General features: G+C 67.4%; 26 protein-coding genes. 10 read left to right on the top strand and 16 right to left on the bottom strand.

The annotated features are described in order from the left end of the window. Positions 1 to 127 precede the first annotated feature (127 nt). Complete coding sequence (yedA, locus tag KXV01_RS12905) at positions 128 to 1,033, top strand: drug/metabolite exporter YedA (protein WP_263467835.1); 906 nt, start codon at positions 128 to 130, stop codon at positions 1,031 to 1,033. Beyond that, the gene (gene rarD, locus KXV01_RS12900; RefSeq protein WP_049412555.1) at positions 1,030 to 1,926 is read left to right on the top strand and encodes an EamA family transporter RarD; all 897 of its coding nucleotides are present in this window, start codon (positions 1,030 to 1,032) and stop codon (positions 1,924 to 1,926) included. Before yedA ends, rarD begins: the two co-directional genes overlap by 4 nt. Before the next feature lie 302 nt (positions 1,927 to 2,228). Here the strand turns inward: rarD and KXV01_RS12895 are convergent, their stop codons facing one another. The 4 genes from KXV01_RS12895 to KXV01_RS12880 form a co-directional block, all read right to left on the bottom strand. Next, positions 2,229 to 3,545 carry an ABC transporter permease gene (locus tag KXV01_RS12895; protein WP_100478998.1) on the bottom strand — a complete coding sequence of 439 codons (1,317 nt, stop codon included), beginning with the start codon at positions 3,543 to 3,545 and terminating at the stop codon, positions 2,229 to 2,231. A 12-nt stretch (positions 3,546 to 3,557) separates the two neighbouring features. Beyond that, entirely contained in the window at positions 3,558 to 4,715 is a 1,158-nt protein-coding gene (locus KXV01_RS12890; protein ID WP_005420575.1) for an ABC transporter permease, read from the bottom strand. Positions 4,716 to 4,729: 14 nt separating this feature from the next. Further along, entirely contained in the window at positions 4,730 to 5,419 is a 690-nt protein-coding gene (locus tag KXV01_RS12885) for an ABC transporter ATP-binding protein (RefSeq protein ID WP_049412548.1), read from the bottom strand. 102 nt (positions 5,420 to 5,521) lie between these two features. Then, positions 5,522 to 6,769, bottom strand: a complete 1,248-nt coding sequence (locus KXV01_RS12880; RefSeq protein WP_049412546.1) for an efflux RND transporter periplasmic adaptor subunit — start codon at positions 6,767 to 6,769, stop codon at positions 5,522 to 5,524. Positions 6,770 to 6,971: 202 nt separating this feature from the next. On the opposite strand from KXV01_RS12880, the gene KXV01_RS12875 reads away from it, so the two are divergent. Genes KXV01_RS12875 through KXV01_RS12865 form a run of 3 tightly spaced genes read left to right on the top strand, consistent with a single transcriptional unit; the run spans position 6,972 to position 8,919 of the window. After that, positions 6,972 to 7,100: a hypothetical protein gene (locus KXV01_RS12875; RefSeq protein ID WP_263467834.1), complete on the top strand. Its 129-nt coding sequence runs from the start codon at positions 6,972 to 6,974 to the stop codon at positions 7,098 to 7,100. Beyond that, the gene (locus KXV01_RS12870; protein ID WP_049439699.1) at positions 7,097 to 8,320 is read left to right on the top strand and encodes a sensor histidine kinase; all 1,224 of its coding nucleotides are present in this window, start codon (positions 7,097 to 7,099) and stop codon (positions 8,318 to 8,320) included. Before KXV01_RS12875 ends, KXV01_RS12870 begins: the two co-directional genes overlap by 4 nt. After that, positions 8,317 to 8,919 carry a response regulator transcription factor gene (locus tag KXV01_RS12865; RefSeq protein ID WP_014645643.1) on the top strand — a complete coding sequence of 201 codons (603 nt, stop codon included), beginning with the start codon at positions 8,317 to 8,319 and terminating at the stop codon, positions 8,917 to 8,919. Before KXV01_RS12870 ends, KXV01_RS12865 begins: the two co-directional genes overlap by 4 nt. A 576-nt stretch (positions 8,920 to 9,495) precedes the next feature. On the opposite strand, the gene KXV01_RS12860 is transcribed toward KXV01_RS12865, so the two are convergent. The 9 genes from KXV01_RS12860 to KXV01_RS12820 all read right to left on the bottom strand — a co-directional run bounded on the left by KXV01_RS12860 (position 9,496) and on the right by KXV01_RS12820 (position 17,405). Continuing rightward, on the bottom strand, positions 9,496 to 10,032 hold the full coding sequence (locus tag KXV01_RS12860; RefSeq protein WP_099488047.1) for a cytochrome b: 537 nt from the start codon (positions 10,030 to 10,032) through the stop codon (positions 9,496 to 9,498). After that, a complete protein-coding gene (locus KXV01_RS12855) occupies positions 10,029 to 11,132 on the bottom strand; it encodes a catalase family peroxidase (RefSeq protein ID WP_049414295.1) in 1,104 nt (367 codons plus the stop codon). The genes KXV01_RS12860 and KXV01_RS12855 overlap by 4 nt, the downstream gene beginning before the upstream one ends. Positions 11,133 to 11,268: 136 nt before the next feature. After that, positions 11,269 to 12,636 (bottom strand): M17 family metallopeptidase, encoded by a 1,368-nt coding sequence (locus tag KXV01_RS12850; RefSeq protein ID WP_100478994.1) that lies wholly within the window; start codon positions 12,634 to 12,636, stop codon positions 11,269 to 11,271. Positions 12,637 to 12,639: 3 nt separating this feature from the next. Further along, a complete protein-coding gene (locus tag KXV01_RS12845; protein ID WP_049414299.1) occupies positions 12,640 to 13,359 on the bottom strand; it encodes an HAD-IA family hydrolase in 720 nt (239 codons plus the stop codon). A 31-nt stretch (positions 13,360 to 13,390) separates the two neighbouring features. Further along, complete coding sequence (locus KXV01_RS12840; RefSeq protein ID WP_049414302.1) at positions 13,391 to 14,500, bottom strand: AI-2E family transporter; 1,110 nt, start codon at positions 14,498 to 14,500, stop codon at positions 13,391 to 13,393. A gap of 67 nt (positions 14,501 to 14,567) precedes the next feature. Beyond that, complete coding sequence (locus tag KXV01_RS12835) at positions 14,568 to 15,029, bottom strand: protein sip-5 (RefSeq protein WP_263467833.1); 462 nt, start codon at positions 15,027 to 15,029, stop codon at positions 14,568 to 14,570. Then, entirely contained in the window at positions 15,026 to 15,496 is a 471-nt protein-coding gene (locus KXV01_RS12830; RefSeq protein WP_004153834.1) for a phage holin family protein, read from the bottom strand. The genes KXV01_RS12835 and KXV01_RS12830 overlap by 4 nt, the downstream gene beginning before the upstream one ends. Positions 15,497 to 15,504: 8 nt before the next feature. After that, positions 15,505 to 15,870 carry a hypothetical protein gene (locus tag KXV01_RS12825; RefSeq protein WP_004153835.1) on the bottom strand — a complete coding sequence of 122 codons (366 nt, stop codon included), beginning with the start codon at positions 15,868 to 15,870 and terminating at the stop codon, positions 15,505 to 15,507. A gap of 101 nt (positions 15,871 to 15,971) precedes the next feature. After that, a complete protein-coding gene (locus KXV01_RS12820) occupies positions 15,972 to 17,405 on the bottom strand; it encodes a Do family serine endopeptidase (protein ID WP_099488039.1) in 1,434 nt (477 codons plus the stop codon). 490 nt (positions 17,406 to 17,895) lie between these two features. Between KXV01_RS12820 and KXV01_RS12815 the strand changes: the two genes are divergently transcribed. Then, entirely contained in the window at positions 17,896 to 18,789 is an 894-nt protein-coding gene (locus tag KXV01_RS12815; protein WP_263467832.1) for a histone, read from the top strand. A 106-nt stretch (positions 18,790 to 18,895) separates the two neighbouring features. Next, a complete protein-coding gene (locus KXV01_RS12810) occupies positions 18,896 to 19,588 on the top strand; it encodes a hypothetical protein (protein WP_099488034.1) in 693 nt (230 codons plus the stop codon). Between the two features lie 15 nt (positions 19,589 to 19,603). Here the strand turns inward: KXV01_RS12810 and KXV01_RS12805 are convergent, their stop codons facing one another. Continuing rightward, a complete protein-coding gene (locus tag KXV01_RS12805) occupies positions 19,604 to 19,963 on the bottom strand; it encodes a DUF1428 domain-containing protein (protein ID WP_049414306.1) in 360 nt (119 codons plus the stop codon). A 283-nt stretch (positions 19,964 to 20,246) separates the two neighbouring features. Between KXV01_RS12805 and KXV01_RS12800 the strand changes: the two genes are divergently transcribed. Next, entirely contained in the window at positions 20,247 to 20,819 is a 573-nt protein-coding gene (locus tag KXV01_RS12800) for an Ax21 family protein (RefSeq protein WP_049414309.1), read from the top strand. Between the two features lie 198 nt (positions 20,820 to 21,017). Continuing rightward, complete coding sequence (locus tag KXV01_RS12795; protein ID WP_049414314.1) at positions 21,018 to 21,695, top strand: response regulator transcription factor; 678 nt, start codon at positions 21,018 to 21,020, stop codon at positions 21,693 to 21,695. Positions 21,696 to 21,701: 6 nt separating this feature from the next. On the opposite strand, the gene KXV01_RS12790 is transcribed toward KXV01_RS12795, so the two are convergent. Beyond that, entirely contained in the window at positions 21,702 to 22,091 is a 390-nt protein-coding gene (locus tag KXV01_RS12790) for a DUF6165 family protein (RefSeq protein ID WP_049414316.1), read from the bottom strand. A 178-nt stretch (positions 22,092 to 22,269) separates the two neighbouring features. Here KXV01_RS12790 and KXV01_RS12785 point away from each other — a divergent pair, with 178 nt between their 5' ends. Then, positions 22,270 to 22,968, top strand: a complete 699-nt coding sequence (locus KXV01_RS12785; protein ID WP_111096928.1) for a TorF family putative porin — start codon at positions 22,270 to 22,272, stop codon at positions 22,966 to 22,968. Here KXV01_RS12785 and KXV01_RS12780 read toward each other — a convergent pair. After that, entirely contained in the window at positions 22,965 to 24,212 is a 1,248-nt protein-coding gene (locus KXV01_RS12780; RefSeq protein ID WP_263467831.1) for an MFS transporter, read from the bottom strand. The two genes, KXV01_RS12785 and KXV01_RS12780, sit on opposite strands and share 4 nt — an antisense overlap. Positions 24,213 to 24,239: the final 27 nt, after the last annotated feature.

The raw sequence follows: 24,239 nt of genomic DNA, 5'->3' as shown, positions 1-24,239 counted from the left end.
GGCCGTCAACACGGGGTAGCAGACCAGAGCAGGGTGCATGGATGGATGACAGCGTGCCACCGTATGGGGTCCCGGACCATACTCAAAACGTCCTAGAATCCGCCTTCCCCCGGCTCCCTGGTGTGTCATGTCGGCTCCCCCCTCTTCGTCTGCGGCTGCCCCCCGGGGTGGCCTTGTCGCGCTGGCACTGCTGCTGGTCTACGTGGTCTGGGGTTCGACCTACCTGGGCATCGCCAAGGCCCTGCACGGCGGCGCACTGCCGCTGACGATGGTCTCCGGCAGCCGCTTCATCATTGCCGGCGGCCTGGTGTTCCTTGCGCTGCGCCTGTTCTGGAAGCTGCCGAACCCGACGCTGCGGCAGTGGCGCAACCTGGTGGTGATGGGCGTGACCATGCTGGTGCTGGGCAATGGCATGGTGGTGCTGGCCGAGCGTGAGGTGTCTTCGGGCCTGGCCGCCACGGCGGTGGCCTCGGTGCCGCTGTGGATGGCGCTGTTCTCGGCGCTGCGCGGGCAACATGCCAGCCGTGGTGAGTGGCTGGGCATCGCCATCGGCTTCCTCGGTGTGGTCTGGCTCAATGCCGGCAGCAGCCTGACCGGCTCGCCGACCGGGCTGGTATTGCTGCTGATCGCGCCGATCGGCTGGGCCTTCGGTTCTGTGTGGGCACGCGGCCTGGACCTGCCGGGTCCGTTCATGACCGCGGCCGGGCAGATGATCTGCGGCGGCGTGCTGCTGGTGCTGATCGGCCTGGCGGTGGGCGAGCGCCCGACCACGCTGCCCGATACCGGTGGCCTGCTGGCGATGGCCTACCTGTGCGTGTTCGGCTCCATCGTCGCGTTCACTGCCTACGTGTGGCTGCTGCAGAACGTGCGCCCCGCGCTCGCAGGCAGCTACGCGTACGTCAATCCGGTGATCGCGGTGCTGCTGGGCGCGCTGCTCAACGGTGAGCGCTTCGGTTGGCGCGATCTGCTGGCGATGGCGGTGATTCTTCTGGGTGTGGTGGTGCTGACAATGGCAAGGACGAGAAAGAAGTGAGCATGGACGAGAAAGAACAGCGCCGGGGCCTGCTGGTCACCGCATCCACCTTCGTGATCTGGGGCCTGGTGCCGGTCTATTGGCACCTGCTCAACGAGGTGCCCTCGTTTCAGATCATCGCCCACCGCATCATCTGGAGCACGGTGCTGGTGCTGGGTTGGCTGTTGATCAGTGCGCGCCTGGGCTGGTGGCAGAAGATCGCCGCGCAGCCGCGCGCGCTGCCGATCCTGCTGGTGTCGAGCCTGACCATCGCGTTCAACTGGGGCCTGTACATCTGGGCGGTCAACGCCGGTCATGTCATCGAGACCAGCCTGGGCTACTTCATCAACCCGCTGGTGAACGTGCTGCTGGGTGTGCTGGTGCTGAAGGAACGGCTGCGCCGGCTGCAGTGGGTAGCGGTGGCGATGGCGGCGGTGGGCGTGGCTTGGCTGACCATCGATGCAGGTACGCCACCGTGGATCGCGCTGGGCCTGGCCTGTTCGTTCGGCCTGTATGGCCTGCTGCGCAAGCTGGTCTCGGTCGACCCGGTGGCCGGCCTCGGGGTGGAGAGCATGTACCTGTTCCTGCCGGCGCTGGCGTTTGCGATCTGGGCCGAGAACGGCCACGGCGGTGCGTTCTTCCATGGTTGGGGCTGGCGCAACGACCTGCTGCTGATCTTCGGCGGCGTAGTGACTGCTGTGCCACTGATCGGCTTTGCCTACGGTGTGAAGCGCATTCCGCTGTCGCTGGTCGGCATCCTGCAGTACATCGCACCGAGCCTGCAGCTGCTGCTGGGCGTGTTCTTCTTTCACGAAGCGTTCGATACCGCCAAGGCGATCGGCTTTGCCGCGATCTGGGCCGGCCTGATCCTGTTCGTCGGCGACAACATCCGCACGATGCGCGCCAAGCAGTAACGCAGGCGGGGCTACGGGGTCGGATCCCTCCGCAACGCGGAGGGCTCTGACCCCGCCTTCGCGCAAAAAGAACGGCGCCCCGAGAGGCGCCGTTCTGCTTCCAGCCATGGCCAGGAGAGAGATGGCCGTGGTGGGAACGCGGATACAGATGATGGGCGCGCGATTCTAGAGGGTTTCCGTTGGCAACGGTCCCGCAGCGTGCCGCCAAGATGAATCGTGTCCAACAATCCACAGACGCATGACGGAAAAAAGGACGGAGCCTTCGCTCCGTCCTTGCGGGTGTGCCGCTGCGAAGCCGGGGCTCAGGTTTCGCGCAGCGCCGTGGTGATCGGCAAACGTGCCGCGCGCAGCGCCGGGAACAGGCCGCCGACCAGGCCGATGCCCAGTGCCCATTTCAGGCCGGTCCACAGCAGTTCCGGCGAAACGTGGAACTTGAACACCACCGCACTGAAGTTGCTGCCGATGGTGGACACGCTGTAGCCATTGAACAGCAGCCATGCAACCGCACAGCCGAGCAGGCCACCGAGCAGCGCCAGCAGCATCGTTTCCAGCATCACGGCCGTCACCACCGGCAGGCCGCGGAAGCCGATCGCACGCATGGTGGCGATTTCGCGGGCGCGCGTGGCCACGGCCGCATACATGGTGTTGAGCGCGCCGAACACCGCACCGACCGCCATGATCGTGCCGATCACCTTGCCGAGGATGTCGATCAGCTTGGTCAGCCCGCCGCCCTGCTTGCTGTAGTAGACGCGGGTGGTTTCCACGTCCAGCTTCAGGCGCGGGTCGGCAGCGACGGCCGCCTTGAACTGATCGAAGCCAGCCTTGCCCTCGGTGCGCACGCTGATCGACTGCCAGGCGCTGCGCTGGTAGGTGGTGGCCAGCGTATCGGCGTCGGTCCACAGTTCCGAATCATGCGCATCGCCAGTGGCGAACACGCCCACAACGGTCCAGGCCTGGTTGCCCAGGGTCAGCGTCCTGCCGACCTCCATGTCGCGGAACTGGCCCTTGGCGCCCTGGCCGACCACGATCTCGCGCAGCCCGGTGGCGAACTTGCGGCCCTCAACGATCTTGACCTTGTCATGCACGGCCCATGCCTGCGGGCCGACGCCGCGGAACTGCGCGTTGACGTCGGTGCCATCGGACTTGGACACCAGGTTGACCACCTGCGACAGTTCCGGTGACAGCAACGGCCGGCCCTGCGCATCGCGGCTGATGCCGGGCAGGGTGGACAGCATCGGTACCTGCTCGCGGGTGATCACCGAGTTGGTCTCGGCCTGCGAGCCACCGCGCAGCACGATGGCGGTGGTGTCATCGCCGGTGTTGTTGAGCGTGGCCTGGAAGCCTTCGCCCATCGCCAGCATCGCCACCAGCACGCCGACCACGCCGGCAATGCCGACCACGATCACCGAGGACGCGCCCCAGCGCTGCGGCAGGCTGGCCACGCCGATGCGGGTGGCGGCCAACGCCAGCCGTCCGCCGCGGGTCAGCAGCAGCCACAGCGCTACCAGCACGGCCACGGCCAGCACGCCAAACCATGGCAGCCCGATCCACAACACCAGGCCGATCGCAAGCAGCAGCACCGTTACGCCGTTGCCCAGCCACTTCTTGAGCTTGTTCATCTGCAATCCTCCTCAGCGGCCGGCCAGTGCATCGACGATCTTCAGGCGCTTGGCACGCAGCGCGGGCAGCAGCCCGACGATGATGCCGATCACCACGATCAGGCCCAGCCCCATCAGCCAGGTCGGCGTTGGTACGTGTGGCGGCAGCATGCCCATGCTCTTCGGGCCGATCGCCGGCAGGATCAGGGCGGCCAGGCCCATGCCGATCAGGCCACCGAGGCCGATCAGCAGCACCGATTCCACCATCACCAGGGTCAGCACGGTGCTGTCCTTGAAGCCCAGCGTTTTCAGCGTGGCCAGCTCCGGCACGCGCTCACGCACGGCCTGCGCCATGGTGTTGCCGGTCAACAGCAGCAGGGTGAAGAACACCGCGCCCATGATCGAGGTGACGATCATGCCGATGTCCGCGAACTGCTTGACGAAGGCCTGCTGGAAGGCGGATTCGGTCTGGGTCTTGGTCTCGTGGTCGGAGTTGGCCGAGATCGCATCGATCGCCTGTGCCACCCGCGAAGAGTGGTCCGGGTTGTCCAGCGTCACCGTGTACCAGCTCACCTGGTTCTTGATGTAGTCGTTGGATTCATCGAAGTACTTCCAGTTCATCATCAGCTGGCGCTCTTCGTTGGCAGCCAGCGCGCGGTCCTTGGAGCGGTAGATGCCCTTGAGCACCAGTGGCCAGTCGTTGCTGCCGCCACGCGGAAAGATCGTCGCCTGCAGCGGGATGGTATCGCCGATCTTCCAGCCGAACTGCTTGGCCAGGGTCTCGCCGACGATGGCGCCGGTGCGGGTCTGCTTCCAGTCTTCCAGCTGCGCCGGGTCGATCTGCAGTTCGCGGTACACGTCGAAGTAGTTGGGCGAGACCGAGAAGTTCGGGAAGAAGTTCTTCGGGTCCTGGTAGATGCCACCGAACCACATGCCGTAGGCCACGTCACGCACGCCGGCCACCTGGCGGACCTGTGCTTCCAGGCGGATCGGCAGTGACTGGGTGATCGACAACCGCGAGGCCACCACCAGGCGGTTGGCGCCTTCCACGCTGCCACCCGACGAGAACGCCACGCGCACCGAATCGAGCATGCCGAACAGCAGGAACGCGGCCACCACCGAGAGCAGGGTCAGCAACGTGCGCGTGCGGCTGCGGAACAGCTGCGCCCACACCAACGAGAAGTATTTCATCGCCGTGGCCTCCGTCAGTGGGCCAGCGGCGCGTCGGCCAGCTCGCCCTTGTCCAGATGCACCGTGTGGGTGGCGTACTCGGCGGCCTTCGGGTCATGGGTGACCATGATGATGGTCTTGCCGTGCTCGCGGTTGAGCTGCTGCAGCAGGCCGAGGATCTCCTCGGCCGATTGGCGGTCGAGGTCGCCGGTGGGTTCGTCGCAGATCAGGAAGGTCGGGTCGGAGACGATCGCGCGGGCGATCGCCACGCGCTGCTGCTGGCCGCCGGACAGTTCATTCGGGCGGTGGCTGCGGCGGTCGGCCAGGCCGACCAGGGTGAGCGCGATCTCGGCATTGCGGCGGCGCTGCGCCGCGCTGAGGTGGGTCAGCAGCAGCGGCAGTTCCACGTTCTTCTGCGCGGTCAGCATCGGCATCAGGTTGTAGAACTGGAACACGAAGCCGACGTGGTGGCTGCGCCAGGTCGACAGCTGGCCGCCGCTCATCTGGTCGATGCGCTCGCCCTCGATGCTGATCTCGCCGCCGCTGGGGTTGTCCAGGCCGCCGATCAGGTTGAGCAGGGTGGTCTTGCCCGAACCGGACGGGCCCATCAGCGCGACGAAGTCGCCGCTGGCGATGTCCAGGTCGATGCCGTGCAGCACCTGCACTTTCTCGGGGCCACGCTGGTAGGTCTTGGTGATGTTGCGCAGTGAAACCAGGGTCGACATGGGTGGTTCTCCACGGAAGGCGGGAAACGGGGAAGCGCACCTGCGGTGGCCGCAGGCGTGCGTCGAGCGGTGTTGCCGGCGGCGCCCATGGGCGCCAGGCCGTTACTGCGCTTGTTTCTGTTGCACCTTGGCGCCATCGCGCAGGGTGTCCGGCGGGTTCACCACCACCGTCTCACCTGCGCTCACGCCCTTGAGGATCTGGCGGTCCTTGCCCATCGCCTGGCCGGCCTCGACCGTGCGCTGCTGCACGCGGTTCCCGTCACCCAGCACGAAGGCCACCGAGGCACCCTCGCGCTGGACCACGGCGCCGCCCGGCACGCGCACACCCTGCGGCTTGGCGGCCGCCTGCGGCTGCGCCTGTTCCAGGAAGCTGACCCGCACGCCCATCTCCGGCACGATGCGCGGGTCCTTCACCTTCAGCGCCACGCGCACCTTCACCGTGGCCTTGCCGCGGTCGGCGGTGGGGATGATGGCGATCACCTCGCCGGGAATCTTCCATTCCGGGTAGGCGTTGAGCGTGGCTTCCACCGGCATCTTCGGCTGCACGCGGCCGATGAAGGCCTCGCCGACCTCGACTTCGATCTCCAGCGAGTCCATGTCCACGATGGTGCCGATGCCGGTACGGGTGAACCCACCACCCGCCGACAGCGGCGAAACGATCTCGCCGGGCTGCGCCGCCTTGGCGGTGACCACGCCGGAGAACGGCGCGCGCACGATGTTGTTGTCTACGCCCAGGTCGGCGATGGCCAGCTGGTCGTTGGCAACCTTGACGTTGCGCTGCGCGGTATCCAGCTGCGCACGCAGGCTGTCGCGCTGGGCCACGGCCTGGTCGTACTGCGAGCGCGAGACCAGCTGCTGGCCAACCAGCGCCTGCAGGCGGCTGGCTTCGGCGGCGGCCTGCCTCTGCTGTGCCTCCAGCCCGGCCACCTGGCTGCGCGCAGCCTGCAGCTGCGAGGCGTACAGGCTGCGCTGCGCGTCGGCATCGATCGGGTCGAGCGTGGCCATCACCTGGCCGGCTTCGACCCGCATGCCTTCCTCGATCATCACCTCGCGCACCTTGCCGGTGATCTTGGCCGACACCGTGGCCATGCGACGGGCAACCACGTAGCCACTGGCGTCGAGCACCGAACTGCTGGCGCTGCCCTGCTGGATGGCCACGGCGGGAGCCGTTTCCACCTCTTCGGCCGGTGCGCGACCGAACAGGAAGGCCACGGCCGCGGCGACCAGCAGCACGACCACGATGATCGCGATCCACAGCCAGCGGCGGCCACCGCCACTGCTGCCGGAGGCGGGCGGCGGCGATTTGCGGTCGATACGGAGTTCCTTCAACAGCTCGGCAGAAGCGTTCATTCGTTCCATCACAGGCGTTTGGGCGGGTGTGGCCGGAAGGGCGGGCGGCGGCGGTTCCGGCGGTGGAGCGTGCGGCACAGCATGAAGGCAGACACAGCGATGACGGCAGTGACAGCTGTCACCCGATGACACTGACGGCGGCAACTGCGAAACGTGACCACGGCGGCACAGGATGGCAACGTCCCCGCTACCGGTACCGCCCATGGATCCGATCACTCTGTTGCCGGCCCGCCGCAGCGGCGCCGCCAAGCGTACCGTGATCCGCGCTCGGTTGCGCCGGTGCCGCCCGGCCGGTGGTGGCGCCTGCGCGCAGGCGGCTGAACTGGCATGATCGGCGGCGATCGTCCCCGCCTGGAACCGCCCGTGCCGTCGACATGGCTTGCCTCGCTGCTGCGCCCCGCGCCGGACTCGGCGGTGGCCGATACGCTGCGCCGGGGAAAGTCCCCCTGGGGCGAGGCAATCCACCTGCTGTGGTCAGTGTGGATCTTCCTGACGCCCTTGCTTGGCCATGGCTTCACCCTGCGCTGGCTGCTGCTGACGCTGGCCAGCTATCCGGTGTTCCTGCTGCTGTACGCCAAGGTGATGGTGGCGCCGCGCCATCACGCCCCGCGCTATGCTCTGGGCCTGATCGCGATGTCGCTGGTGCTGCTGCCCTGGTACCCGTCCGGGCTGACCTACTTCGTGTTCGGCTGCGTGCTGCTGCGGGTGAGCGGTCGCGGAGGCTGGTGGCAGTATCTGCTGCAGCTCACTGGTCTGAACCTCCTGTTCTGCAGCCTCGCCCTGCTGTTCCAGTACCCGTGGCAGAGCCTGGTCTGGATCCCCGCCGTGTCCTATATCGTCGGCCTGGTCGTGAACGTGGAGGCACTCAACCAGCAGAAGGATGCGGCACTGCAGCTTTCGCAGGACGAGGTGCGGCGGCTCGCCGCCACTGCAGAGCGCGAACGCATCGGCCGCGACCTGCACGACCTGCTCGGCCACACCCTGTCGCTGATCACGTTGAAGCTGGAACTGGCGCGCAAGCTGCACGACCGCGGTGATGCACGCGCGCGGCAGGAGATCGGCGAGGCCGAGGCCATCGCGCGCGAGGCACTGGCGCAGGTGCGCAGTGCGGTGACCGGCATCCGTGCCAGTGACCTGGCCGGTGAGCTGGCCTCGGCGCGGCTGCTGCTGGAATGCCAGCAGGTCCACCTGCAATACGCACCGCCACCGGCGATGCCGGTGGATGTCGAACGCGGGCTGGCGCTGGTGCTGCGCGAGGCCGCGACCAATATCGTGCGCCATGCACAGGCGACACAGGCACGGGTGGAGTTCATGCTGGAGGGACGCATGCTGGCAATGCAGATCCGCGACGATGGTCGTGGCGGCGTGCAGGCCGAGGGCAACGGGCTGAGCGGCATGCGCGAACGCGTGGCCGCCCTGGGGGGCAGCCTGCAGGTACAGTCCGCAAGGGGCGAGGGCACGCTACTGACCGTGCGCGTGCCGCTGGCTGCCGCGACCACACCGTTGCCGCCGGGAACGCCGCCGTCGCTGGCACAGGACGGTGCCGCATGATCCGCATCCTGCTGGCCGAGGACCAGGCGATGGTACGCGGCGCACTGTCGGCGCTGCTGGGCCTGGAGCCGGATATCGAGGTGCTGGGCAGTGCCGCCGACGGCGAAACCGCGTGGCGCATGCTGCAGCAGCTGCAGCCGGACATCCTGGTGACCGACATCGAGATGCCGGGCCTGTCCGGGCTGGAACTGGCCCAGCGCATTGCCCGTCATGAACTGCCGATCAAGGTGGTGATCGTGACCACCTTCGCCCGCGCAGGTTTCCTGCGACGCGCGCTGGAAGCCGGCGTGCTGGGCTACCTGCTGAAGGACGCACCGGCCGAGAACCTGGCCGATGCACTGCGCAAGGTGAAGCAGGGCATCCGCGCGATCGACCCGCAGCTGGCACTGGATGCGTGGTCGCAGGCCGACCCGCTGACCGACCGCGAGCGCCGCGTGCTGCGGCTGGCGGGCGAGGGCCGCACCGCCAGCGAGATCGCCGAGCAGCTGGGGCTGTCGCACGGTACGGTGCGCAATTACCTGTCCGAGTGCATCGGCAAGCTGGGCGTGGCCAACCGGATCGAGGCGTACCGGCTGGCGCGGCAGAAGGGGTGGTTGTAGCGGCGTGCGCCGACGCACTGGTAGCGCCGGGCGCTGCCCGGCGGATTGTTTCCGCGACCGCGGAGAGGTGTCACTTTCTTTGCTCGTGCAAAGAAAGTAACCAAAGAAACACGCCGCCAGAGCGCGAGCCGGTGCTACGCACCGGTGCCCTGCGCTTCTCGGGGAATCAGGGGACGGCGCCGAACTCGTTTCGCTCAAACACCGGCGCCTCTACGCCCCTGATTCCCCTGCGATGCTCGGCTCGCTAGAAGGCGGACCCAACGTCAAAAGCCACAGCTGCACCCAGTAGATCCACGCCATGCGTGGATGCTGTTGCTCTTGATCTTGACCTTCCAGTCCGCCTTCAAGCGAGCCGAGCACCGGAGGTCCGGCGAGGGCGAAGAGGTGCGGGTGTCTGAGCGCAGCGAGTTCCCGCGCCGTCCCTCGACGGACCGAGGAGCGCAGGGCACCGGCGTGCGAAGCACGCCGGCTCGCGGCCGGCGGAGCGTTTCTTTGGTTACTTTCTTTGCGCGCAAAGAAAGTGACACCCCCCCGCGGTCGCGGAAACAATCCGCCGGGAACGCCCGGCGAATCCTTTCAATCCTTCCCGCGCGCCATCGCCTGGAACACGCCATCCCGCCGCACCCACAGGTGGAACAACGCCGCACCCACATGCATCAGCACCGTGGCAAACAACACATAGGCCAACAGGCTGTGCGCATTGCGCAACGCGGCATACAGCGCCGGGGTGTGCGGCACGATCGGCGGCAGGTGCAGCCCTCCCCACAGCACGATCGGGTATCCGCCGGCCGACAGCATCGCCCAGCCGATCAACGGCATCGCCAGCATCAGCGCGTACAGCATCCAGTGCGAGGCCTTGGCTGCCATCACCTGCCACACGGGCAGGTCCGCCGGCAGCGGCGGTGGACGATGGCGCAGCCGGTTGTACAGGCGCAGCAGCACCAGTACGCCGATGGCGATGCCCAGCGGGCGGTGCAGGTCGATCAGCACGGGACGCAGGTGCAGCGAGGCGACCATGGTCACGCCGATGAACAGCATGGCGACGATCATCAGCGCCATGGACCAGTGCAGCACCCGCGCCAGCAGGTTGAAGTGGCCGTTGCCGGTGCTCATCGTGCGGCCTCCTTCGGTTGTTCGACGTTGCCGGTGGCGCGCTCGCGTTCACGGCGGTTGAAGGACTGCGAGTACACCGCCGAGCGGGCCGCCAGGATCGGATCATTACTGCCGCGCACCCCACTGGGCAGGATCAGCGGATCGAAGTTGATCTGGCCGCAGGCACCCTGTTCCTGTGACTGCATGCGGTCCAGGCTGAGTACGCCCGCCACTACCTGGTCACGCGATTCGGGCCACGGCACCGACGGATCATCGATGGCGTCGCCGGGCTCGGCGGTGGTCACGACCAGGTTCCAGCGCACCGGGCCGCGGGCCAGGCGCTGCTGCAGTTCCTGGCTGAGGAAATCGACGCTGGCCTGCTTGCGCGCTTCCGCATCCATCTCCACCACCGGCGCCTGCGGCTGCCAGCGCCAGCGCACCGCACGCTTCTGGCCCTGCGCGTTGGTGAACCAGAAACTGTTGACGCTGTTGAAGGTAGTGTCGGCCCAACTGCTGGTCCACGGTGCCGTCTTCGCCCACTGCTGGAACGCCTGCGCACTGGGGTACTTCGCCAGCACTACCGCCATCTTCTGCGGGTCCGGCTTGCCGGTGGCTGGATCGGGAATCGAGGCGCGCGTCTGCTCGTAGAACGCCTCGGCCGTGGGTACCGCGAAGAACGGGAAGCTGTTCATCGCCATGCGCCATTCCTGGCCATCATCGCTGACCATCTGCACCGCCAGGCTGCGCACGCGTGCGGTGTTGTCGGCGCCGTAGGGGTCGCCGCCACCGATCGACAGGCGGCCCATCACCGGGACACGCGTCTGCGAGAACACCCGGGCACTGGACAGGGTAGGGGCCTGCGCGCTGGGTTCGAACCAGCCGCTTACGCAGATGCCCTTGCTGTGTGCACGGCGGAAGCCCGGATGGGCCGGGCCGGTGGCCTCGATGGTGTCGGTGAAGCGCTGCGCGGTGAGGCGGTCGCCCATCCAGCCGGCCAGCCAGGCGAAGGCCAGCGCCACGGTACCCAGGATGAGCGCGATCAGCGCGATCCAGAGCAGGGGGGAATGCTTGCGCGGTGCGCCCGGCGTCTGGCCGGCACGGGTGTAGCCGAAGAGCGACATGGTCGGAGTCCTGCCTTCACGGAGCGTGTGGGTGGTCGACCCACACATCCTCGCAGAACCCGGCCGGGGCCGAAATTCAATTTTTCGTCAGATTTGCCGGGGACGGCGTGCCGACCAACGGTCGGCACCCACTCGATCAGCTGTAGCGCTGCTTCAACATCGCCCAGGCCGAGCGCAGCGCCAGCGCTTCGCCACCGGCCGGACGGCCCGGGCGTTCTCCATCATTCCAGGCGTACACGTCCAGGTGCGCCCAGCGCTGGCCGTCTTCCAGGAAGCGCTCCAGGTACAGCGCGGCGGTCACCGAGCCGGCCATGCGCGAACCGGCATTGGCCAGGTCGGCGATGCCGCTGCTCAGATAGCGCAGGTAGGGGCGCCACAGCGGCATGCGCCAGACCGGGTCACGGGTTGCGTCGCCGGCCTGCAGCCACTGCTGCGCCACCGTGTCGTCGTTGCTGAAGAGCGCCGGCAGATCCGGACCCAGCGCGATGCGCGCGGCACCGGTGAGGGTGGCGAAGTCCAGCACCAGGTCCGGCTTCTGCTCACCGGCAAAGGTCAGCGCGTCGCACAGGATCACTCGGCCTTCGGCATCGGTGTTGTCGATCTCCACGCTCAGGCCCTTGCGGGTGGCGATCACTTCGCCCGGGCGGAACGCATCCGGACCGATCGCATTTTCCACCGCCGGCACCAGCAGGGTCAGGCGCACCGGCAGTCCGCGCGCCATCACCAGGCCGGCCAGGGCCAGCGCATGCGCGGCGCCGCCCATGTCCTTCTTCATGTTGCGCATGCCGTCGGCCGGCTTGATGTCCAGGCCGCCGGTATCGAAGCACACGCCCTTGCCGACCAGCACCAGTGCCGGGTCGGTTTCCTTGCCCCAGCGCAGCACCACCAGGCGCGGCGCGCGGTGCGAAGCGCGGCCCACGGCGTGGATGGCCGGGAAGTTCTGCTTCAGCAGTTCATCGCCGGTGATCGCCTCGACCTGCGCACCATGCGCAGCGGCCAGTGCACGCGCGGCGTCTTCCAGCTGCTGCGGCCCCATGTCTTCGGTCGGGGTGTTGACCCAGTCGCGCACGCGCAGGCTGGCGGCGATCAGGTCGGCCACTTCGCCGGACGGTGCGGCCACCAGCTGCGCCGGGGCGCGGTTGCGCTTGCGGTAACGGTCGAAGCGGTAGCTGCCCAAACCCCAGCCCAGCTGCAGCAGCGCCAGTTCGGCGGCAGGCAGTTCATTGGCCAGCTGCCAGACACTGCCTTCCGGCAGGGCGTGCGGCGCATGTGCATAGCTGTAGGCATCGGCGCGATCACCCACGCCCATCACCGCACCGGCCAGGCCATCGCTTCCGGGCAGCAGGGCCACGCTGTGCGCGCCGGCGCTGAAGCCCTGCGAGGCCAGCCAGGCCTGGATCGCGGCCGGTTGGCCTTGCTTCCAGGCGGCGAACTGCTCGCGGTCCAGCACGTACAGAGGCAGCGCCGCGGCGCTGTCGGCGGTGAAACCAGTGATCTCGCTCATGCGTCAGTTACTCCGGGATGCGGCGGTGTCGAGGTTGGCGTCCAACCAGTCGGCCAGGCCGGTGAGGGTGTCGAACTGCAGGTCCGGCTGCAGGTGCGGATGGGTCCAGGTGGCTGCTTCGCGGTTGATCCAGCAGCCGCGCAGGCCGGCGGCGATCGCCCCGGCCACGTCCATCTCGGCGTGGTCGCCCACGTGCAGTACCTGTGCCGGCGCCACACCCAGGCGGGTGCAGGCGGCGTGGAAGATGCTTGCCTCCGGCTTGGCCGCGCCGTGTTCGCGCGCGCCCAGCTGGAAGGCGAAATGATGGGCCAGGCCGATCCGCTCCAGATCGGCATTGCCATTGCTCAGCGCTGCCACCGGCACCCGCGCGGCAATCCGCGCCAGCGCATCGATCGCATCGGGATAGCACTCGACCTGGTTGCGCGCGGCGTAGAACACTTCGTACGCTGGCTCCAGCAGATCGAGGCTGGCGCCGCTGGCGTGCAGCGCTTCGTGAAGGGTCAGCCGACGCAGCGCGCTCAGGTCGTGGTGGAGGTGCGGATGAGCGTGGTACAGGCGCTCGCGCAGTTCGCGCATCGCCGCCACCGGATACATCGCGGCGGTGGCGGGGCTGTGTTCACGCATCCATTCGTGCAGGACCAGGTCGATGCGGGCGCCGATCGGAGCGAACGGCCACAGCGTGTCGTCAAGGTCGAGAGTGATGGCTTGGACGGGGAAATTCACCCCTCCATTCTACGCCTGCCCGCGCGGGCTTTCATTCCAGCAGCCGTGCCCAGCCCTGCATGCCGTCCAGCCGTGCCAGCACCAGCTTGATGCAGACCAGCAGCGGCACCGCCAGCAGCAGGCCGATCATGCCCCAGGCCCAGCCGAACACCATCAGTGCCAGGATCAGCACCAGCGGCGACAGCTTCATGCGCCGGCCCAGCACGATCGGGGTCACCATCTGCCCTTCCAGAGTGTGCAGGGCCAGGTACGCGGCCGCCGGCAGCAGCGCCTGCAGCGGGTCGCGGAATTCCACGAAGCCCATCAGCAGCATCAGTGCCACGCCGATCAGCGGGCCGACATACGGGGCAAAATTCAGCAGCGCGGCCACCGTGCCCCACAGCAACGCCTCCTGCAGGCCAATGCCGAGCAGCATCAGCACGCCGGCGAACACCAGCCCGACCAGGGTGTTGATCACGCTGATGGTCAGCACATAGCGCGAGACCTCGCGTTCGATCGACCGCAGGATGTCGGCGGTGAAGCGCTGCTGCTGGCGGTTCGGGAACAGCGCGATCGCCGCGCGCTGCAGGCTCTGCCCATAGATCATGAAGAACAGGGTCAGCAGCACCACGGCCAGCACCGAGGCAGCAAGCCGTGGCGCGCGGGTCAGCATGCGGTACGGGTCGTCGAGCTGGGTGCGGATCACCTGCACCTTGTGGTTGCTGTCGCCGCCGGCGACGCGCGCGAAGTTCTCCGCCGCCTGGTTGGCCTGCTGCACCGGCTTGGTCAGGTCCTGCACCTGGCGGGCGACCTTGCGCAGCTGCTGCGGGGCTTCCTGCGCCCATTCCATCGCCGGGCCGATCAACTGCACCGCCAGCGAACCGGTCACGCCCAGGCCGGCGCCGAGAATCAGCAGCGCGCCCAGCGCGCGCGGAATCCATAGTTTCTGCAGCAGGCGCAGGATCGGGTTGCCGACCAGTGCGAAGAACATCGCCAGCAGCACCGGCAGGATGATGTCCTGTGCAGCCCATAGCGTGTAGCCCACCGCCAGGGTCGCCAGCACCACCAGCGACATCGGCCCGCGTGGGCGAGACGGAGGCGGCAGCGGTGCCTCCGGGTCCTGCGGATCGGCTGGTGACGGGAACAGGGAGGACTCGCTCATCGACGCATCAGCCGGAAAGGGGGGCGCATTATCCGCCGGCCGCGATCGGCGCGGCGGATTCCATGGATCAACGTTCGGACAGTTCGGTGGCGGCTTCGGCCGGGCGCGGTTCGCGCGGCTCCGGTTCTGCCGCGGGCCGTGACGCCGCCGCTGGCGCGGGCCGTGCGGTTGATGCCGATGCGGCCGCCTGTGCCTGTTCGCTGGCGTTGTCGGCTTCTTCGGCCGCATCGTCGGCGGTGGCCGCAGCCTGCGCCGCCATCGCCGTGGCGAACGCCGCCTGCGCACTGGCGAACAGGTTCGAGACCGAACCCACCATCTGCAGCCAGCGCGCACCGTTGACCTTGCCCGGCATTTCCAGCTTGCCGGCAATGAAGCCACCGGCCAGGCCCACCAGCACGATGCGCAGTGGCGACCAGCCCTGGCGCCAGACCTGGCTGAGCGTGGACCAGTGGTCCTGGGTCTCGACCAGACGCACGGTCACCACCTGTTCGCAGCGCTTCACCCGCCGCTGCAGCGCGCCGAACTTCATGGCTTGCCCTCTGGCAGCTGCACATCGGCATCGGGGTCGTCTTCGCTGGGCTCGTCGAACAGGCCCAGGCGGGACAGCTGGCGCCGGGTGGCGTGCATGCCGGTGTGGTGGAAGAAGTAGGACACCCGCCAGATCGCATAACCGGTGACGGCCAGGCTCAGCAGCGAGGTGATCAGCAGGGCCTGCAGCCAGCTCAGGCCCCAGCTTTGCAGCAGGGCGATGAGGGTGGCGGCCATCAGCAGCCAGGCCGACGCACCGAATACGATCGCTACCCCGGCCCAGGCCAGTGCACGGCCGAATGCGCTGCGAGCCAGCGCGAAGTCGGCCGAGGCCAGCCGGCGCAGCGAACGCAGCGAGTGCTTGGCCGAATCGGCAGCGGCGCGACCGGCCGCGCCGACCTGGCGGATGCTCTCATCCAGCGGCGGGGTGGCCGCCGGATCAGGGGCTTGCGCGTTGTCTTCGCTCACGCCGCAGCTTACTTGTCGCTGCTGCCGCGGGCCAGCTTGGCGATGATCCAGCCGGCAGCGAAGGCAACACCGAACGAAGCCAGCGGACGTTCGCGGATCAGCTCGGCGGCGCTGTCGATCAGGTCCTTGCCCTTGTCCATCAGTGCATCGACCTGTTCCTTGGCAGCGGCCCCGCCGAACTCGGCGGCGGCCAGGCCGGACAGCGCGCTGTCGGACAGTTCAGCCTTGACGTTGGCCTTGCCGATCCGCAGTTCGTCGGTCGCGGCACCGGTTGCGCCCTTGATCGCACCGCCGGCGGCCGTGGCGGCCTGCTTCAGGTGGGAACCGGCTTCACCCAGGTGTTCCTTCAGGTTCTCGGTATTGGTGGGGCTCATCGAATCACTCCTGTTGCGATGGGGGAACGGGCGTCGGCGGTGCCGACCTGGACTGACAGCAATAGCATTGCCGGGGTATAGGGGGTGTTACGGCAGGGCGATCAGCGCATCACGAGCTGGCCCTGCTGCTGGCCATTGTTGCGCAGCACGCGCACGACCAAGGTCGGCGGGCGTTGCTGGAAATTGGCACGCCAGCTGGCCAGGTCGGCGAATTCACCCACGGTGGCGTCGGTGATGATGTCACCCTGCTGCAGGCCGTTGCTGGCCGCGCGGCTGCCGCGCTTGACCTCGCTGACCAGCACGCCGCCGACCCCCGACTGCCGCAGCGACTCGGGCAGGTCGACGAAGGTGGCGCCGGTCAGCCGCGGGTCCAGGCTCTCGCCGCTGACCGCACGTGCCTGTTCCTTCAGCGTTGCCTTGATCTGCACGGGCTTGCCTTCGCGGCGGACGTCCAGCGTCATCGGGCTGCCGACGGCGGCCAGGCCCTCCACGTTGTGCAGGGCTTCGGCGCTGTCCACGCGTTGGCCGTTGGCCGAGACCACCACGTCGCCTGGCTTCAGCCCGGCTGCGGCGGCGGCCGAACCGGCCAGCACGCGGGTGATCAGCGCACCACGTGTTTCGCCCAGGCCCAGACCCTGCGCGATCTGCGCGGTCAGGTTCTGGCTTTCCACCCCCAGCGTGCCACGCACCACCACGCCGTGCTTGACCAGCTGGTCGACCACGCTGCGCGCCAGGTTCGATGGAATCGCCAGGCCCAGGCCGATGTTGCCGGCCATGCTGCCCTGCGGGTTGAAGCTGGCGGTGTTGATGCCGACCAGCTGGCCCTGCAGGTCGACCAGCGCGCCACCGGAGTTGCCCGGGTTGATCGACGCATCGGTCTGGATGAAGTTCTGGTAGCCCAGCCCGCGGATGCCGCTGCGGCCCACCGCCGAGACGATGCCCGAGGTGACTGTCTGGCTGAAGCCGAACGGGTTGCCGATGGCCACGACGAAGTCGCCGACCCGCAGCTGGTCGCTGTTGCCGAGCTTGATGTCGGTGAGGTTCTGCGCCGGAATGCGGATCAGGGCGATGTCGGTATCGCGGTCCGAACCCAGGAACTGGGCCTTGACCGTGCGCCCGTCGGCCAGTGTCACCTGCACGTCATCGGCGTTCTCGATCACATGGTGGTTGGTCAGTACCAGGCCTTCCTTGGCGTCGATGATCACGCCGGAGCCGAGCGATTCGTTGATGCGTTCCTGCGGGATGTCCGGGAACAGGCGGCGGAAGAACGGGTCGTTGAAGAAGGGATTGCGTACGCGAACCACCTGCTTGGTGTTGACGCTGACCACCGCCGGCATCGCCTTCTCCAGCATTGGTGCCAGTGACGGTACCGCCTGTCCGGCCACCGAGGCCGGCAACGCTGCGGTGGTCGGTAGGACCGCCGGCAGCGGCGCGGCGTCGGCACGGTTGTCCAGGTGGGCATTGATGCCGGTGGCAACGAAGCCACCGAAGGCGGCGGCGATTGCGAGCGTGAGCAGGGTGGGAAGCGGTCGCATGGGAGTCGGTTCGCTGGCGTGGGTGGGGCCGTTCGGGCCTACGGTAAAACAAGCTGAATGAGTGTGTCGCGATCTGGATAAATGCGCCATGAAAACGGGTGCCTCGAAGGGGGGAGCGCAGGGGCCAGGAACGCGCTTGTGGCGACACCCGGGCAGGTGATGGGTGCGCCACTCAACGCCAACGCGCGCCGCACTGGCACAGGCGGATACTTGCGCAGTTCCGCGCAGGCGGGTGCCGCAATGCGCCACGATGGATGCCGGAGGCGGCATCCGTGCACGTGCGCGCGACGACGGCCAGACAATGCTGGGTTCGCGTGGCGCAGCACTGAAAAAAAGGGGTTTGCTGCGAACCGCAGGCGGCAACGGGCACTGCTGCGTACACCATCGGCGTCGCAACAGATGCGATTGCTGGCATATGCCCCGTTCCACGATCGTCAATGTCGGTATAGCATCGCCCCGTTTTGATACTTAAGGCCCGCAGGAGGGCAACATGAGCAACGGTAATGGTGTGTCGGTCGTGACCGACGCTGTCGAGAACGTGAAAGAAACCGCCACCAACGTCGGCGAGACCATCGCCCACGCCGCCGAAGACGCAGTGAAGTCGGTCAAGAAGACCGTCAAGCGCGCGAGCAAGGCTGCCGGTACCCGCGTTGCCAAGGCCAAGAAGGCCGTGGCCAAGGTCGAGAAGACCGTTGCCAAGAAGGCCGAGAAGGCTGCCAAGTCGGTCGGCAAGACGGTTGCCAACGCCAAGAAGAAGCTGGAAGCGGCCAAGAAGAACGCCAAGGCCGAAGCTGCTGCCCTGAAGAAGGAAGTGGCGAAGAAGAGGGCGGCTGCGGGCAAGGCCGTGACCAAGAAGGCCGCCGCTGCCAAGAAGACCACCAAGGCTGCCGGCAAGAAGGTCGCCACCGTGAAGAAGGCCGCCACCAAGAAGGCTGCTGTCGCGAAGAAGACCGTTGCCAAGAAGACCGCGGCCGCCAAGAAGGTGGTTGGCAAGAAGGTCGCCACCGCCAAGAAGGCTGTGGCCAAGAAGACCGTCGCCGCCAAGAAAGCAGTGGCCAAGAAGACCGTCGCCGCCAAGAAGGCAGTGGCTGCGAAGAAGGTTGTCGGCAAGAAGGCTGCCGCCACCAGGAAGGTCGCCACCAGGAAGACCGCCGCCGCCAAGAAGGTTGTCGGCAAGAAGGCTGCCGTCGCCAAGAAGGCCGTTGCCAAGAAGACCACTGCTGCCAAGAAGGCTGTCGGCAAGAAGGTCGCCGCGACCCGCAAGACCGTGGCCAGGAAGGCTGCACCGCTGAAGAAGGTCGCCGCCAATAAGGCTCCGGCCAAGAAGGCTGTTGCCAAGAAGGCCCCGGCCAAGGCCGTGCGCAAGGTCGCCAAGCGCAAGTAATCGCGCCGTGACCGAAGGCCCTGCCGCCCACCGGGTGGTGGGGCCTTTCGCGTTTTCGGGGCGCGGTCTGGGGCAAGATGCAGATTCTTCCCGCCGGAGCCCCACCATGCGCGGTATCGATTTCAGTTCCTGGCAGGGCGTGCTGTCCACGTTGGCCGGCCTGGTCCTGATCACACTGCTGGGCGTGGGCATCCGCCTGCTGGTGATGCAGACCCTGCAGCAGCGTCGCGAGCGCGAGAACCGGCAGATCAACGAGCGGCTGCGCACGCTGATGGCGGCCTACAAGACCCTGGGCGGTTCATTCACTGGTGAACTGGGCGTGGATCCCAGCCATCGCCGCGATCTGCGCCAGCGCGAAGCGGCCGAAGGCATCGCCGAACCGCGTTCGGATCGAACGCGCCGCATCCGCGATGCGGTCGAGGCCGCGCTCTCGGACATCCTGTTGCTGGGCACCGACGAACAGGTGCGACTGGCGGCGCGTGCCGCCAACGAACTGGCACAGGGGCGGCCGGTGCATATCCACGAACTGGTGGTCTCGCTGCGCGACTTCGTGCGCGAAGCGCTGGATCTGGCGCCGATTCCTCCCGACCTGCGGATTCCGCCGCAGGGGCCGACCCGCCCCGCGGCCAGTGGTGGCGGCAAGGGGCGCAACGATGGCGATGCCAAGGGCGGCCGTGCGGGTGGTGGCGGAGGTGGGGGCGGCGGAATGGGCGCTGGCATGGGCGGCATGGGCCTCGGAGCCGGCGCCGCACTGGGCGCCGGCCATGCCACTGCCAGCGATGAAACGGACGCGCGCTGAGCACGTCCGCCGGGTTCAGCGGGTCAGCTCGTAGATCGGCACGAAGCCGCCGTAGATCATCCGCGCGCCGTCAAACGGCATCGGATTCTTCGTTGGATCAAACCGCGGGTCTTCCATCATCTTCTTCATCCCGGCGTCGCGGGTCGGTTTGTCGGGCCATTCGATCCAGGAAAACACCACCGTCTCGTCCGGCGTGGCTTTCACCGCGCCGAAGAAGTCGGTGGTCTTGCCGTGCGGCACGTCATCGCCCCAGCACTCGACCACGCGCAGTGCGCCGTACTCGATGAAGACCGGATCTCCTGTGCGTGCATGGGCGAGGAACTTCTCCTTGTTGGCGGTGGGCACCGCCAGGACGAAACCATCGATGTAGCTCATTGCCTGCCTCCGGATGGACCGTGCCACATGCACGGCCTTCAAGTAACCGACGAACCCGGGCATCGCGGATCGACATCTGGGGAAAGGTGGGTGAAAGCTGGAAGCAGAATGCACGCGCGCCGCGCGCGTATGCCAGACGCAGCCTGAATCAAGCCAGAAAATTCAGCAATGCGAAGACCGCTGTTTTCAGGGAGCGTTGTGGCGAATAACGGAGAATTTACATTCCCGATGCGATGGCGCCCTGGCGCTGCTGCACACCATAAGAAAGTAAAGGTGTACCCCCATGAAGAATTCGCTGATTGCTCTGGCCCTGGCCGCTGCCCTGCCGTTCACCGCCTCGGCTGCTGAGAACCTGTCCTACAACTACGCCGAAGCCGACTACGCCAAGACCGACGTTGAAGGCATCAAGGCCGACGGCTGGGGCGTGAAGGGTTCGTACGGCTTCCTGCCGAACTTCCACGCCTTCGGCGAGTACAGCCGCCAGGAAATCGACCACACCAACCTGAAGGTTGACCAGTGGAAGGTCGGTGCCGGCTACAACGTCGAAATCGCCCCGACCACCGACTTCGTTGCCCGCGTCGCCTACCAGAAGTTCGACCCGAAGCACGGCCTGGACTTCAACGGCTACAGCGCTGAAGCCGGTATCCGCACCGCCTTCGGTGCCCACGCCGAGGTCTACGGCATGGTCGGCTACGAAGATTTCTCGAAGAAGCACGGCATCAACCCGGAAGGCCAGTGGTACGGCCGCCTGGGTGGCCAGGTCAAGCTGAACCAGAACTGGGGCCTGAACGGCGAACTGAAGATGAACCGCGACGGCGACAAGGAATACACCGTCGGCCCGCGCTTCAGCTGGTAATTGCTGTTCCCGCGCGCCTGCGCGCTGGAGAAGTCTCGACAGGCCCGGCTCTTGCCGGGCCTGTTGCGTTTGTGGCCGCGCGAAACAGAATGCCGTCTGACTGGTGGCGCACGCGGGCCGAGCATTGCAAGGAATTGGATTCCGCCGCTGCGGGCACCGGCCTACGGTGGATGCCCCATGTTGCCTGGACATGCCGCGATGCCGCCCACTCGCCCGCCCCTGCTGCCTGATCGGCCATGCCGCCTGGCGCTGCTGGACCCGCATCCTGTGCTGCGGTTGGGCGTGGAAGTGCTGCTCCGCCAACACAGTGGTGTGCAGGTGCGCGTGAGCCTGTCCAGCGAGGCGCACCTGCTGCAGCTGCTGGAGCGCAGCCCGAGGTGTGTCGACCTGCTGCTGATCGATGCGCTGCCGATGGGCGACCTGGGCGATGGATTGGCCCTGCTGCGCGTGCTGTCGCAGCGCTGGCCGGCGCTGCCGGTGCTGGTGCTCTCGGCGCACTGCAACGCCAGCACGGTGACCACCGCGATGCGAGCCGGCGCGCGCGGCTTCCTGTCCAAGTCGATGCCACCGGAGACGTTGCTGCGCGCCATTGACGTGATCGCCCGTGGCGGCCGCTTCGTGCCACCGGAACTGCGTGAGGAGCTGAAGCTGCCACGCACACGCCGGGTATCTGCACCGGTGCTCGCGCCGCTGAGCCAGCGCGAGCGTGAAGTGCTCGGCTTGGTGCTGAAGGGCGTGAGCACCAGTGAAATGGCCCTGCGCTCGGGGCGCTCGGCCAGCACCATCAGCTCGCAGAAAACGTCGGCCTACCGCAAGCTCGGCATTCGTGGCGACGGCGACCTGTTCCGCTTCCGCCACCTGCTGGAATGCGGCTGAGCAGCCTTACTCGCCCTGGTACTGCTTCTCTTCCACCAGCGCCGAACCGGCCACGCGGTTGATCTCGTTCTTCACCTGCACCCGCTCGCCATTGGTGCCATAGACACCGCGTGCCAGCTGGATGAACGCATCGTCGAATACCTGGGCCGCTTCCTTGTCGCGCAGCTGGTCCTGGATGTCCCACATGCGCTCGTTGATCGCCTTCAGCTGCTGCTTCAGCGCGTCCAATGCCGGCTGCGCCTGCAGCTGCTGCTGCAGCAAGGGCAACAGGCCATCCAGTTCGGTGCGCACGTTGGCCAGCTTGGCAGCATCATCGATGCGCTCGGCCTTGATCTCGAGAATGGTGATCTTGTCGATCAGCTCGCCGATCGATACCGGGGTCAGGATGGCGTCCACGTGATTGGTTCCTGGAAACAAGGCGCCATGATACCGCGCGGCTGGCGCGCAGCCTCCATCCACGGGATTTACGCCGAATTTGCGCCGCTGGCCGGGCAGCACCCTCGATCCGTTACGGCGGCGCGCCCGACACTGCCGTCCCGGCGGCGCGACCGCCTTCGACAAGGAACACAGTGCAGTGAACAGCAAGGGGATGATGGCGGCGCTGGTGGCCGCCCTGGCAGGGCTGCTCGGGATCGGCAGCGCGCAGGCACAGGTGCAGGCCAGTGGCAGTGCTGCATTGACCAGCGACTACGTGTGGCGTGGCAGCTCGCAGAGCGATGGCGACCCGGCGGTGCAGGCCGGCGCGAAGGTCTCGATCCCGTCGGGATGGTACGCCAGCGTGTGGGGTTCGAACGTTTCGTTCAAACCGGACAATGGCGCGCGCAGCGAGTTCGACCTGGTGGCCGGCTGGTCCGGCGCACTGGCGCCGGCCTGGAACCTGGATGCGAACCTGACCCGCTACGTGTACCCGGGCACCGGCCGCACGCTGGACTGGACCGAACTCAACACCACGTTGACCTGGAAGCAGCGTGCCTGGCTGCAGGTCGCCCATTCCAGCGATGCACTGGCCGGTGGCCATCGCGGCACCTATGCCCAGCTGGGAGTGCGTGTGCCGCTGCACGAACGCGTCCGCCTGGAAGCGGCGCTGGGCCAGTACTGGCTGGCCACCGCGCAGGGCCCGGACTACCTGCATGGCCAGCTCAGTGCCATTGCCACGCTGGCCCCGGCATGGGAGCTGCGTGCCACCGTGCACGACACCGACAACGCGGCCAAGCGCCTGTTCCCGGGTAACGCCGGTGGGCGCTGGGAGCTGGCGCTGCAGGGCAGTTTCTAATTCGACGATGCCGCCTGGCGCGCACGCAGCGCGCCGGGCAGCCACAGCAGCAGGGCCAGCACGGCCACGGCGGCACCGGCCACGCAGACGCCGGTCCAGCCGAAGCGCTGGTAGACCTGTGCAGACAGCAGCGAGCCCAGCGAGCCGCCGATGAAATAGCCGGTCATGTAGCCGGCATTGAGGCGGTTGCGTGCCGCAGGCTGCAGCGCATAGATCAGGTTCTGGTTGCTGACATGCAGCAGCTGCGCGGCCAGGTCCAGCACCACCACGCCGACCAGCAGCGCCAGCAGCGAGTGGGCCGACAGCCCCAGTGGCAGCCACGACAGCAGCAACAGCGCCAGTGCAATGGCGGTGGCAGGTCCGGTCTGGCCACGGTCGGACATGCGGCCAGCCAGCCCCGCCGCCAGCGTGCCGGCCGCACCGACCAGCCCGAACAGGCCGATGGTGGCGTCGCTGTAGGCGTACGGCGGCTGTGCCAGCAGGAACGCGAGCGGGGTCCAGAAGATCGCGAACATGGCGAAGCTGCAGGCCCCCAGCAGCGTGCGCTGGCGCAGCACCGGTTCCTGCACGAACAGTTCGCCAATGGAGCGCAGCAATGCGAAATAGCCCAGGCCGGCGCTGTGGTGGAAGCGCGGCAGGCCGCGCTGCAATGCCAGTGCGGTCAGCACCAGGGTGGCAGCGGCGATCGCATACACCAGGCGCCAGTCGCCCAGGCTGGAAAGCACGCCGGCCACGGTGCGCGCCAGCAGGATGCCCAGCAGCAGGCCACTCATCAATGTTCCGACCACGCGGCCACGGTGTTCCGGCGCGGCCAGCGTGGCGGCGAACGGCACCAGCACCTGGGCCACCACCGAAAACAGGCCGGTGATCGCGGTGCCCACCAGCAGCCAGGTCAGCGACGGGGCGCAGGCACTGATCACCAGTCCACCCGCCGACAGCAGGCTCATCACCACGATCAGGCGGCGGCGTTCGAACAGGTCACCCAGTGGCACCAGCAGGATCAAGCCGGCGGCATAGCTCAGCTGCGCGGCGGTAACCACCATGCCGACCTGGCCGAACGGCACGCCGAAGGCGTCGGCGATGGTGTGCAGCAGCGGTTGCGCATAGTAGTTGCTGGCCACGGCCACGCCGGTGGCGACCGACATCAGCAGCACCTGCCAGCGCTGCAGAGGGGGAGGGGGAAGGGACGGGTCCACGCGATGTTCCAGGAAACGGGGGGCACAGTGTCCGCCTGCTGCGAGCATGATGGAAATGAATCATCATCATCCGCG

The sequence above is a fragment of the Stenotrophomonas sp. Ps181 genome (assembly GCF_025697425.1).
Lineage (GTDB): Bacteria > Pseudomonadota > Gammaproteobacteria > Xanthomonadales > Xanthomonadaceae > Stenotrophomonas > Stenotrophomonas sepilia.
The sequence above is the reverse complement of the archived record's forward strand: the minus strand, read 5'-3'. Positions and strand labels throughout refer to the sequence as shown.